The organism is Mycobacterium sp. IEC1808, from assembly GCF_002101935.1.
Classification (GTDB): domain Bacteria; phylum Actinomycetota; class Actinomycetes; order Mycobacteriales; family Mycobacteriaceae; genus Mycobacterium.
The window spans coordinates 66626-77939 of record NZ_LQPV01000017.1; the positions used below are offsets into that span (position 1 = coordinate 66626).

The following is an 11314-nucleotide window of genomic DNA, read 5'->3' on the forward strand; positions in this document are numbered from 1 at the left end:
GTCACCCACCCCTCTCACCCCCAGGAGGCCCTGAGCATGCCCGTCGTCGTCGTCGCCACCATGACCGTCAAACCCGAATCGGTCGACACCGTCCGCGACATCCTGACCACTGCGGTATCGGAAGTGCACGAGGAGCCCGGCTGCCAGCTGTATTCGCTGCACCAGACCGGCGAGACCTTCGTCTTCGTCGAGCAGTGGGCCGACGAGGAAGCACTCAAGGTGCACAGCACCGCCCCGGCGATCACCAAGCTGTTCACGGCGGCCGGCGAGCACCTGGCCGGCGCGCCGGACATCAAGATGCTGCAGCCGATTCCGGCCGGCGACCCGGACAAGGGACAGCTGCGCGCGTGAGTGGTAACGCCCCGCTGCAAGGAAAAGTCGCGCTGATCACCGGGGCCGCCCGCGGCCAGGGCCGCGCGCACGCGGTGCGGCTGGCCACCGACGGCGCGAACATCATCGCGGTCGACCTGTGCGAGCAGATCGCCAGCGTCCCCTATCCCCTGGCCACCCCGGAGGACCTGGCGGCCACCGTGAAGCTCGTCGAGGACACCGGCGCCCGCATCGTCGCCAAGCAGGCCGACGTCCGCGACCGCGAATCGCTTGCCGCCGCGGTGCGGGCCGGCCTCGACGAATTCGGCCGGCTGGACATCGTGGTCGCCAACGCCGGCATCGCCCCGATGGCATCCGGTGACGACGGCTGGCGCGACGTCATCGACGTCAACCTCACCGGCGTCTACAACACGATCAAGGTCGCGATTTCACCCATGGTCAAGCAGGGCAGCGGCGGGTCGATCGTGCTGATCAGTTCGGCCGCCGGGCTGGCCGGGGTGGGCAGTCCCGACGCCGGCTCCGTCGGCTACGCGGCCGCCAAGCATGGCGTGGTGGGGCTGATGCGGGTATACGCGAATCTGCTTGCGGGCCAAAACATCCGGGTCAACTCGATCCATCCGACGGGCGTCGAAACCCCGATGATCAACAACGAGTTCACTCGGGAGTGGCTCGCCAAGATGGCGTCCCAGACCGACCAGCCGCGCAGCCTGGGCAACGCGCTACCGGTGGAAGTGTTGCAGGCCGAGGACATCGCCAACGCGGTGGCGTGGCTGGTCTCCGACCAGGCCCGCTACATCACCGGCGTCACCCTGCCCGTCGATGCGGGCTTCTTGAACAAGTAGTCGCTCATGGCGCGAAATCCCGCGGCGCAGACGGCGTTCGGCCCTATGGTGTTGGCCGCCGTCGAACACAACGAGCCGGCCGGGCGCCGGCTGGTGGACGACGACCTCGCGGAACTCTTCCTGCCGCGCCCGCTGCGATTGCTCGCCGGCGCGACGCGCTGTGGCCCGGCCCGCCGCCTGATGATCCGCGGCTCGGAGTTCACCGGGCCCGGGCTGTGGGCGAATCTGGCCTGCCGCAAGCGCTTCATCGATGACGAGATCGCGGCGGCGCTGGGCGACGTCGACGCCGTCGTCATCCTCGGGGCGGGCCTGGACACGCTGGCCTATCGGCTGACCCGCCGGGCCCGCATCCCGGTCTTCGAGGTGGACCTGCCGGTCAACATCGCGCGCAAGGCCAAGACGGTGCGCCGGGTGCTCGGTGAGCCGCCGCTGTCGGTTCGGTTGGTGGCGCTGGACTTCGAGCGCGACGACCTGCTCACCTCGTTGGCCGAGCACGGCTACCGCCCCGACTACCGGGCGTTCTTCGTGTGGGAAGGTGTCACCCAGTACCTGACCGAGGACGGCGTCCGGCGCACCCTGGAGGGACTGCGCGCGGCCGCGCCCGGCAGCCGGATCGTATTCACCTACGTCCGACGGGATTTCATCGACGGCAGCCATCGGTACGGCACCCGCACGCTGTACCGCAACGTCCGCGAGCGTCACCAACTGTGGCACTTCGGCCTGGATCCCGACGAGGTCGCCGGGTTCATCGGCGAATACGGCTGGCGGCTGGTGGAGCAGGCCGGCCCCGACGAGCTGGTGCAGCGTTACGTGCGGCCCGCCGGCCGCAAACTCGGTGCCTCGCAACTGGAATGGTCAGCGTACGCGGAGAAGCGCTAGCTAGACCTCGATGACGGTCGGCACGATCATCGGCTGCCGGCGGTAGGTTTCGCCGACCCACTTGCCGACCGTGCGGCGCACGCCCTGGGCGATGCGGACGGGATCGGTCACGTTGTCGGCGGCGAGCTGCTCCAGCTCCGCCTCGACCTTGCGCACGGCCGGCTCGAGCGCCTTGGGGTCTTCGGAGAAGCCGCGCGAAATCAGTTGCGGCGCGGCGGCCGGACGCCCGGTGCCGCGCTGCACCACCACGATCGCCGCCACGAAGCCCGACGACAGGATGAGCCGCTCGCCCAGGGTGATGTCGCCGACGTCGCCGGTGATCAGCCCATCGACGAACATCTTGCCCACCGGCACGGCCCCTGCGATCGTGGCCTTGCCGGCCATCAGGTCGACGCTGACGCCGTTCTCCGCCAACAGGATTGAGTCCTGCGGAACCCCGGCGCGCGCCGCGAGCTTGGCGTTGGCGCGCAGCATCCGCCAAGTGCCGTGTACCGGCATCACGTTGCGCGGCCGCACCCCGTTGTAGAGGAAGAGCAGCTCGCCGGCGTACGCGTGACCGGAAACGTGAACGCGCACTTGCTGGTTGGTGACGACGCGGGCGCCGATCTTGGCCAGCTCGTCGATGACCCCGTACACCGCCTCCTCGTTGCCGGGGATCAGCGACGACGACAGGATCACCAGGTCCTCGGACGTCAGCGTGATGCTGCGGTGCTCGCCGCGCGACATCCGCGACAGCGCCGACATCGGTTCGCCCTGGGTGCCGGTGGTGATCAGCACAACCCGCTCGGGCGCCATCATCTCGGCGGCGGAGATGTCGATCAGGTCGGAGTCGTCCACGCGCAGGAAGCCCAGCTCCCGGGCGATGCCCATGTTGCGCACCATGGAGCGCCCGACGAACGACACCCGCCGGCCCAAAGCCACTGCGGCGTCGATGATCTGCTGCACCCGGTCCACGTTGGAGGCGAAGCACGCCACGATCACGCGGCCGTCGGCGCCCCGGATCAGTCGGTGCAGCGTCGGGCCGACCTCGCTTTCCGACGGGCCGACGCCCGGGATCTCCGAATTCGTCGAGTCGCACAGGAACAGGTCCACACCCGCGTCGCCCAGCCGGGACATGCCGGGCAGGTCGGTGGGTCGGCCGTCGAGCGGCAGCTGGTCGAGCTTGATGTCGCCGGTGTGCAGCACCGTCCCGGCGCCCGTGTGCACGGCGATTGCCAGCGCGTCCGGAATGGAGTGGTTGACGGCGAAGTACTGACACTGGAAGACGCCGTGCGTGCTGCGCTGCCCCTCGGAGACCTCGACGAAGACCGGCTTGATGCGGTGCTCGCGACATTTGGCGGCGACCAGCGCCAGGGTGAACTTCGAGCCGACGACCGGGATGTCGGGGCGCAGCTTGAGCAGGAACGGGATCGCCCCGATATGGTCCTCGTGCGCGTGGGTGAGCACCAGCGCCTCGATGTCCTCGAGGCGGTCCTCGATGTGGCGCAGGTCCGGCAGGATCAGGTCGACGCCGGGCTCGTCGTGAGTGGGGAACATCACCCCGCAGTCGATGATCAGCAGCCGGCCCAGGTGCTCGAAAACCGTCATGTTGCGGCCGATTTCGCTGATGCCGCCCAGCGCGGTGACCCGCAACCCGCCCGGAGCCAGGGGGCCCGGTGGGGCGAGTTCCTCGTTCACGCTTGACTCACCTGAGAACCGACGCCGCGCGCATGTCGGCGGCCAGCGCCTCGATCTGCTCCGGCGTCGCCGGCATCTGCGGCAACCGGGGGTCGCCGACATCGATGCCCTGCAGGCGCAGACCCGCCTTCGACATGGTCACTCCGCCGAGCCTGCCCATGGCGTTGCAGAGCGGGGCGACCGCGACGTTGATCTTGCGGGCGGTGGCCATGTCGCCGGAGCCGAAGGCGGACAACAACTCCCGCAGCTGGCCCGCCGCGACGTGCGAGATCACGCTGATGAAGCCGGTGGCGCCCATGGCCAGCCACGGCAGGTTCAGCGCGTCGTCGCCGGAGTAGTAGGCCAGCCCGGTTTCGGCGATGATCTGGCCGCCGCTGTGCAGGTCGCCCTTGGCGTCCTTGATCCCGACGATGTTCGGGTGGGCGGCCAGCGCGTGGATGGTCTCGGTCTGGATCGGTATGACCGAGCGGGGTGGGATGTCGTAGAGCAGCACCGGAAGCTCGGTCGCGTCGGCGACGGCGGTGAAATGCGCGATCAGCCCGCTCTGCGGCGGCTTCGAGTAGTACGGCGTGACGACCAGCAGCCCGTGCGCTCCCTCGGCCGCGCAGGCCTTCGCCAGCCGGACGCTGTGAGCCGTGTCATAGGTGCCGGCGCCGGCGATGACGCGGGCCCGGTCACCGACCGCCTCAAGCACGGCGCGCAGCAGCTCGAGTTTCTCGTCGTCGGTGGTGGTCGGCGACTCGCCGGTGGTCCCGGAGACCACCAGGCCGTCGCACCCCCCGTCCACCAGGTGGTTTGCCAGGTGCGCCGCGGCCTTGGTGTCCAGCGCGCCGTCAGCGGCGAACGGCGACACCATCGCCGTCAGCAGGGTTCCCAACCGGGCGGGGGCGTCGAATCCGACGGTGCTCACGGTCTTCAGGTTACCTGGCGGTACCAAACGCAATTAGCCGCCGCGCGGCTCAGGCTTCGGTGGCTAACGGGCTGGTGGCGACCTCGGTGCCGTCGGCCAGGGTGGAGACCTCGAAGTCGGCGAACACCGCGGGCGCCACGCCGACGAGCTGGCGCAGGCACTCGATGGCCAGGCGCCGGATTTCCACGTCGGCGTGCTCGCTGGCGCGCATGGCGATGAAGTGCCGCCACGCGCGGTAGTTCCCGGTGACGACGATGCGGGTCTCGGTCGCGTTGGGCAGCACGGCGCGGGCGGCCTGGCGCGCCTGTTTGCGCCTCAGCACCGCGCTCGGCTGGTCGGCGAACTTGGCTTCCAGCTTCGCCAACAGCTCGGCGTAGGTGGCGCGGCTGGCGTCGGCGGCCTTGACGAGGATCTCCTGCAGTTCGGGGTCGTGGTCCATCCCCGGCGGGACGACGACGCGCGAGTCCCCCTCGGGCACATAGCGTTGCGACAGCTGCGAGTAGGAGAAGTGCCGGTGCCGGATCAGCTCGTGGGTGCAGGATCGCGAGATGCCGGTGATGTAGAACGAGACGCTGGCATGCTCGAGCACCGAAAAGTGTCCGACGTCGATGATGTGCCCGATGTAGCCGGCGTTGGTCGCCGTCTTCGGGTTCGGCTTTGACCAGCTCTGATAGCAGGCCCGCCCGGCGAACTCGACGAGCGCGGGGCCGCCCTCGGCGTCGGTCGTCCAGGGCACGTCCGGCGGCGCCAGGAACTCCGTCTTGGCGATCAGTTGCACGCGCAGCGGCGCGGTCTCGGCCACGGCGCCCACCTTATCGTTGGGCGCGCCGAGTCTGCGCTCAGCGCGTGGTTCGGGCCCGATCGGGCGCTCTGAGCGCAGTTTCGGCGCTAGACCGGGCCCACCGCGAGCTCGCCCGATATCAGCAACGGCAGCAGCGTGTCGCGGAAGGTGGACAACCGCGCGGATTCCGCGCGGCGCGCGTGACACAGCGCGCCCAGTCCGGTGAGCGTCCGCGCCGCCGCGGGCGCCAGGCGCCGGACGTCGCGGACCGGAACCTCCAGCAGGTCGCGCGATTGGACGCGCTGGTGGCTCCCCGACGTCCCGGCGGCCCGCCGCTGCAACGTCGCGACGACGTCGGGCTGCCGCAAAGCCGCCCACAGCGCCGACGTGTCGACGCCGACGGGACGCAACACGACGAACTCCGTGCTGGCCAAAGCCATTTGCGGGGGCAGGCCCGCCACATTCCAGACGCGCGGAATCCTGGGATTGAGCTTCGCGAACAGCACGCACGGCTCGGACAGGACGAACTTGGCGCTCTTCACGCTTTCCCCGGCGACCAGCCGGGGTTTCGCGCCGTCGTCGAACGCGGGGAGGCTGAAGTGGGCCACCACGTCGTCGAACCCGGGCGGACCGAGGAGTTCCGTCGACCGGCGGGCGAGGGCGGACAGCGGCACGCGTTCGGACACCGACTCGGCGGTGGCGACCATCAGGCTCTCCGCGGCGTCGATCACGCGTTGATTGGCGGCGATCTTGTCGTCAACGGCACCGAGCACCTCGGCGATGCGGCGGCGCTGCGGGGCCGCGACGGTCGAGACGCAAACCTCACGCAGGATCGTCTGGTTGAGCAGCGGCTGTCCCGATCCGCCCCGGTGTCCGTTGAGCCCGCAGGTGTGCAGCGCGTAATACCAGTACCGCGTCTCCGCTGGGTCCTTGGCCCGGCACACCAGCGCATTGTCGGTGACCCAGACGTCCGAATCGCAGTACCGCAGGCTGCCGCAATACGATCCGACGCGCCCGAGCACGATCAGGGGGCCGGTCGCATTGCATTGCGCCGCATAGCCGATCGGACCGTTGGAGCCGTAAACGCGAAAGCGGCCGTCCGGGGTTCGCGCCGGAGAACTGGTCCCGTTGCTGAAGTCGACGTGGTCCCCCAGCTTGGCCTTCATCGCAGCCGCTCCACCTGCTCGCGCACCACCCGCTCCAGCCGCGCGGATTCGTCGAGCGCCGCCAACAGGTCGCCCGTCAACCGGGCGATCTTGGCGTCGAGCGGCTCCCCGTCGTCGTCGGACGCGGGCGCGCCCACATAGCGCCCTGGCGTGAGCGCATAGCCCGCGGCCCGGATATCGTCCAGCGACGCGGATTTGCAGAAACCCGGAACATCTTGGTAGACAAGGCCTTTGGAAGCAGCGGACTCAGATGCGCACCAAGCGTGGTAGGTGTCGCCGATGCGAACGATCTCCTCGTCGGTCAGCGCGCGCTCCGTGCGGTCCACCAGGTAGCCGAGCGCGCGGGCGTCGATGAACAGCACCTGGCCCGCTCGGTCACCCTTGTCGAGCGCGAAGAACCACAGGCACACCGGAATTCCGGTGCTGCGGAACAGCTGCCCGGGCAGCGCCACCATGCACGACACCAGGTCCGCCTCGACGATCCGCGCCCGAATGTCGCCCTCCCCGAGCGTGTTCGACGACATCGACCCGTTGGCCATCACCACGCCGGCCTTTCCGCCGGGGCCCAGCTTGGACAGGATGTGCTGAATCCAGGCGTAGTTCGCATTGGCGGCGGGCGGAACGCCGAAGCGCCAGCGCGCATCCCCTTCGTCGCGGGCCCAATCCTTGATGTTGAACGGCGGATTGGCCATCACGTAGTCCATCTGCACGCCGGCGTGCTGGTCGCGAACGAACGTGTCGCCGCGGACGAGGCCCGCGTCGTCGATGCCGTGGACGGCGAGGTTCATCTTGGCCATCCGCCAGGTCTGCTCGATGCTCTCCTGGCCGTAGATGGTGACCTTCGCGGCGTCGCCGTCGCGCTCGGCGATGAATTGCTCGGTGCGCACGAACATTCCGCCCGAACCGCAGCACGGGTCGTACACGCGGCCGCTGGACGGTTCGAGCACCTCGACCATGACCCGCACGACGCTTGGCGGGGTGAAGAATTCGCCCCCGCGCTTGCCCTCGGAGCGCGCGAAGTTGCCCAGGAAGTACTCGTATATCTCGCCCAGCATGTCCCGGCCGCGTCGCGCACCGTCGAGCAGACCCACCAGCTCACCGAGCCGGCGCGGGTCGAGGTTCTCGTAGCGCGGCGGCATCGCGGCGGCCTCCATCGCGTCGTCGATGCGACGGCCGAGGTCCGGTGATGTCGCGTTGTCCACCAGGGCTCGCCACTGCGAACCGGCGACGTGCTGCAGGAACACCAGGCCCAGGATCACGTCCTTGTATTCACCGGCCGGGACCGACCCGCGCAGTTTTTCCGCGGCCTTCCAAAGCGTGTCCTTGAGCGCTTTCATCAGCCGGCCCGCTTGGCCGCCGCGCGCAATTCGCCCGCCAGGTCGCCGCGGCCGGCGACGCTGAACCCGCCCAGCCCCAGCCACGACGCCATCGAATTCAGTTCGCCCGCCAGCGCGTCGGCGACGGCGGGCCGAGACACGTCGCGCTCGGCGAACGCGCCCACCACGCGCAGCGAGTCGGTGGCCCGGTCGGCCTTGAGGTCCACCCGCGCGACCAACCGGCCGTCCATCAGCAGCGGCCACACGTAGTAGCCATACCTGCGTTGGGCGGCCGGGGTGTAGATCTCGATGCGGTAGTGGAAGTTGAACAGCCGCTCCACCCGGGGCCGGAAGAAGATCAACGGGTCGAACGGGCACAACAGCGCGGTGCCGCGATCGGAGCGCGGCAACGTACGGCCCGCCCGCAGGTACGCCGGGGCGGACCAGCCGTCGACGTCGACCCGTTCGATCTCACCGGCGGCCAGCAGGTCGGCGATCGCGGGCTTGACCTGCTGGGCCGACAGCCGGAAGTAGTCGCGGATGTCGGCCTCGGTGCCCACGCCCAGCGCGGTGGCGGCGCGCAGCGTGAGCTCGCGGAGGGCCTCGTCGTCGTCGACCTCGCGGGCCAGCACGTTATGCGGCAGCACCCGCTCCACCAGGTCGTAGTGCCGGGCGAAGCCCACCCGGGTGGCCGTGGTGAGTGCGCCGGCGGCGAACAGCGCCTCGGCGACCCACTTGGTGTCGCTGCGGGTCCACCAGGTCCCCTTTTTCCGCCGCGGCTCGGCGGCCAGGTGCGCCTCGATCTGCCCGGCGGTGCTGGGCCCCAGCTCGGCGACGGCGGCGAGAATGTCCTCGGCGAGTTGGGGGTTGGCCTTGACGATGTGGGTACCCCAGCGGCCGTGCCGGTACTGGCGCATCCGCCACCGCAGCAGCGGCCAGTCGTCGACGGCCATCAGCGCGGCCTCGTGGGCCCAGTACTCGACCAGCAGCCGCGGCGAGCGCGCCGAATGCGACCAGGCGGCGCGGTCCAGCACGTCGCGGTCGTAGGGCCCCAGCCGGCTGAACACCGGGGCGTAGTGGGCGCGCACCGCCACCGATACCGAATCCAGCTGCAGCACTTGGATTCTCGAGATCAGGCTCTTCAGATGCGCGCGGGTGACCGGGCCCTTGGGCCGCGGCTCGCTAAACCCTTGTGCCGCAACGGCTAAGCGCCGAGCCTGGGCGGCGGTCAGCGTGCGTTTCCCGATCGGCACGGCGCCGAGAATACCGCGTTCTGGCCGCCCTACGCGGCAACGCTACCGCGGGATCAGCCCGCGCCGACTTTCTCGCCCAGCGGCACGACGACGCTCGCCTCCGGCAAATCCTTCTGCTCCTGGCGCGCCGCCGCGAGAGCGGCCGGAACGGGCTCCAGGTCGCGGTAGACTCGCTCCAGTTGCTCGAGGATCTTGATTCGCTGCTGGCTGGCCTCGTCCGCGGCCCGCCGGGCCTGCTCGCGATAGTGATCGGCCTCCCGCCGGGCATCGCGCCACGCCTGCTCGATAGCCCGTTCGGTTTCGTCACGCATCTCGGCCAGCTCGGCCTCGAGCTTTTTCTTCTTTTCGTCGTAATCCGCCTCGAGGGCCTCCCGGCGCGCGGTCAGCTGCGCCATCTGCTCCTCGTGCTCGCGTCGGGACTCCTCGGCCTCCGCCTCCGCCGACGCGATCAGCGCGTCCGCCTCGGCCCGCGCCTCGGCCTGCAGCTGGGAAACCTCGTCGACCGTGCGCCGCAGCATGTTGGCCATCCGCAGTTGCATGGCGTGGGGCGACGGTGAGGTGTCGGTGAGGACGGCGACCTCCTTGCGCAGGGCCGCCGCTTCGTCGCCGGCCTGGGTCAGTCGCGCCTCCAGGCTCCTGACGTCGTTGAGCAGCAGCTGCTGCTTGGCGGTCAGCGCCTCGATGGACGCGTCAACCGCCGCCGCATCGTAGCCCCTGAACACACGCGGAAACGTCTTCGCGGGTTCGGTTATCACTGCAAAATCCCCCCTTTACTGGAAATGAGTCATAGACCCGTGAGACCGACCCCCGGGTCCCGAGTATGTCAGGTCGTGCCCGTCACGCGGGCGGCGCCGCCGAGGCGACCCCTACGGACGACGGTACGTGTGAAACCGGTAACGCAACCCCGTGCGGCTGACCTGCCAGTCGCCCGTCACGCCCATCCACGACTCGTCGAGCACCGGGGCCAGCGCGTCGCCGTCGTCGCGCGGCAGGTCGATTTCGACCTCGGTGACCTCGCAGCGGGTGGCCAGCGGCAGCCCGAGCAGGTAGATCTGCTCGCCGCCGATGACCCACGCCTGCGGCTCGCTCAGCGCCGCCTCCAGCGAGTCGAGCACCTCGGCCCCCTCGGCCACGTAATCGTGGTCCCGGGACAACACGACGTTTCGCCGGCCCGGCAGCGGCCGCACCCGCGCCGGCAGCGACTCCCACGTCCGCCGCCCCATCACCACCGTGTGACCCATGGTCACCTCTTTGAAGCGCGCAAGGTCCTCGGGCACCCGCCATGGAATATCGCCGCCGCGCCCGATCACACCGGACGTCGACTGAGCCCAGACCAGACCCACACGCGTCATACCGCGACGGGAGCTTTGATCGCCGGATGCGGATCGTAGTTCTTCACGACGACGTCTTCATACGTGTAGTCGAAGATCGAATCCCTATGCGCCAGAACGAGTTCTGGATACGGCCGCGGCTCGCGCGCGAGCTGGGTCCGCACCTGCTCGACGTGGTTGTCGTAGATGTGGCAGTCGCCGCCGGTCCACACGAACTCGCCGACCGCGAGGCCGGCCTGGGCCGCCATCATGTGGGTGAGCAGCGCATAGCTTGCGATGTTGAACGGAACCCCGAGGAACAGGTCGGCGCTGCGCTGGTAGAGCTGGCAGCTCAGCCGCCCGTCGGCGACGTAGAACTGGAACAGCGCGTGGCACGGCGCCAACGCCATCTGCGGTATCTCGCCGACGTTCCACGCCGAGACGATGATGCGCCGCGAATCCGGATCGGTGCGCAGCAGCTCCAGCGCCGCGCTGATCTGGTCGATGTGCTCACCGGTCGGCGTCGGCCAGGACCGCCACTGCACGCCGTAGATAGGCCCGAGATCGCCTGTCTCGCTTGCCCATTCGTCCCAGATGGTGACGCCGTGCTCGTGCAGCCAGGCGACGTTGGAGTCGCCGCGCAGAAACCACAGCAACTCGTAGACCACCGACTTGAAATGCACCTTCTTGGTGGTCAGCAGCGGAAAGCCGGCCGACAGGTCGTAGCGCAACTGCTGGCCGAACAGGCTGCGGGTCCCGGTGCCGGTGCGGTCGGATTTGGCGGCGCCCCGGTCGAGCACCACGCGAAGCAGGTCCTCGTAGGGGGTGGCGATCGGCACGCGGCCAATCT

At 69.5% G+C, this 11314-nt stretch carries 12 protein-coding genes; 3 read left to right on the forward strand and 9 right to left on the reverse strand.

The window, feature by feature from the left end; all coding sequences use genetic code 11:
- The first annotated feature begins 36 nt into the window (after positions 1-36).
- From AWB92_RS10925 to AWB92_RS10935, 3 genes are read left to right on the forward strand one after another with little or no spacing between them, the layout of a single operon-like run.
- Positions 37-351: a putative quinol monooxygenase gene (locus tag AWB92_RS10925; protein ID WP_068129134.1), complete on the forward strand. Its 315-nt coding sequence runs from the start codon at positions 37-39 to the stop codon at positions 349-351.
- Positions 348-1172 (forward strand): mycofactocin-coupled SDR family oxidoreductase, encoded by an 825-nt coding sequence (locus AWB92_RS10930; protein WP_085185467.1) that lies wholly within the window; start codon positions 348-350, stop codon positions 1170-1172. Before AWB92_RS10925 ends, AWB92_RS10930 begins: the two co-directional genes overlap by 4 nt.
- 6 nt (positions 1173-1178) lie before the next feature.
- Entirely contained in the window at positions 1179-2051 is an 873-nt protein-coding gene (locus tag AWB92_RS10935; RefSeq protein WP_085185469.1) for an SAM-dependent methyltransferase, read from the forward strand.
- Here AWB92_RS10935 and AWB92_RS10940 read toward each other — a convergent pair whose 3' ends face one another.
- The 9 genes from AWB92_RS10940 to AWB92_RS10980 form a co-directional block, all read right to left on the reverse strand.
- Positions 2052-3728: a ribonuclease J gene (locus tag AWB92_RS10940; protein ID WP_085185471.1), complete on the reverse strand. Its 1677-nt coding sequence runs from the start codon at positions 3726-3728 to the stop codon at positions 2052-2054.
- Between the two features lie 7 nt (positions 3729-3735).
- Positions 3736-4638, reverse strand: coding sequence for a 4-hydroxy-tetrahydrodipicolinate synthase (gene dapA, locus AWB92_RS10945; RefSeq protein ID WP_085185473.1), 903 nt, complete (start codon positions 4636-4638; stop codon positions 3736-3738).
- 49 nt (positions 4639-4687) lie between these two features.
- Positions 4688-5440, reverse strand: coding sequence for an FAD-dependent thymidylate synthase (thyX, locus tag AWB92_RS10950; protein ID WP_085185697.1), 753 nt, complete (start codon positions 5438-5440; stop codon positions 4688-4690).
- Between the two features lie 86 nt (positions 5441-5526).
- Complete coding sequence (locus tag AWB92_RS10955; RefSeq protein WP_085185475.1) at positions 5527-6585, reverse strand: restriction endonuclease subunit S; 1059 nt, start codon at positions 6583-6585, stop codon at positions 5527-5529.
- A complete protein-coding gene (locus tag AWB92_RS10960) occupies positions 6582-7922 on the reverse strand; it encodes an N-6 DNA methylase (RefSeq protein WP_085185477.1) in 1341 nt (446 codons plus the stop codon). Before AWB92_RS10960 ends, AWB92_RS10955 begins: the two co-directional genes overlap by 4 nt.
- A complete protein-coding gene (locus AWB92_RS10965; RefSeq protein ID WP_085185699.1) occupies positions 7922-9148 on the reverse strand; it encodes a crosslink repair DNA glycosylase YcaQ family protein in 1227 nt (408 codons plus the stop codon). The genes AWB92_RS10960 and AWB92_RS10965 overlap by 1 nt, the downstream gene beginning before the upstream one ends.
- A gap of 59 nt (positions 9149-9207) precedes the next feature.
- Complete coding sequence (locus tag AWB92_RS10970) at positions 9208-9909, reverse strand: cell division protein DivIVA (protein ID WP_085185478.1); 702 nt, start codon at positions 9907-9909, stop codon at positions 9208-9210.
- 111 nt (positions 9910-10020) lie between these two features.
- Entirely contained in the window at positions 10021-10506 is a 486-nt protein-coding gene (locus AWB92_RS10975; RefSeq protein ID WP_085185479.1) for a dihydrofolate reductase, read from the reverse strand.
- Positions 10503-11303, reverse strand: coding sequence for a thymidylate synthase (locus tag AWB92_RS10980; protein ID WP_085185481.1), 801 nt, complete (start codon positions 11301-11303; stop codon positions 10503-10505). The genes AWB92_RS10975 and AWB92_RS10980 overlap by 4 nt, the downstream gene beginning before the upstream one ends.
- Positions 11304-11314: the final 11 nt, after the last annotated feature.

What these genes read in the sequence shown, in the direction of transcription:
- AWB92_RS10925 (WP_068129134.1), top strand. Translation starts at nt 37, where the DNA reads ATGCCCGTCGTCGTCGTCGCCACCATGACCGTCAAACCCGAATCGGTC.
- AWB92_RS10935 (WP_085185469.1), top strand. Translation starts at nt 1,179, where the DNA reads ATGGCGCGAAATCCCGCGGCGCAGACGGCGTTCGGCCCTATGGTGTTG.
- AWB92_RS10955 (WP_085185475.1), bottom strand. Translation starts at nt 6,585, where the DNA reads ATGAAGGCCAAGCTGGGGGACCACGTCGACTTCAGCAACGGGACCAGT.
- AWB92_RS10960 (WP_085185477.1), bottom strand. Translation starts at nt 7,922, where the DNA reads ATGAAAGCGCTCAAGGACACGCTTTGGAAGGCCGCGGAAAAACTGCGC.
- AWB92_RS10975 (WP_085185479.1), bottom strand. Translation starts at nt 10,506, where the DNA reads ATGACGCGTGTGGGTCTGGTCTGGGCTCAGTCGACGTCCGGTGTGATC.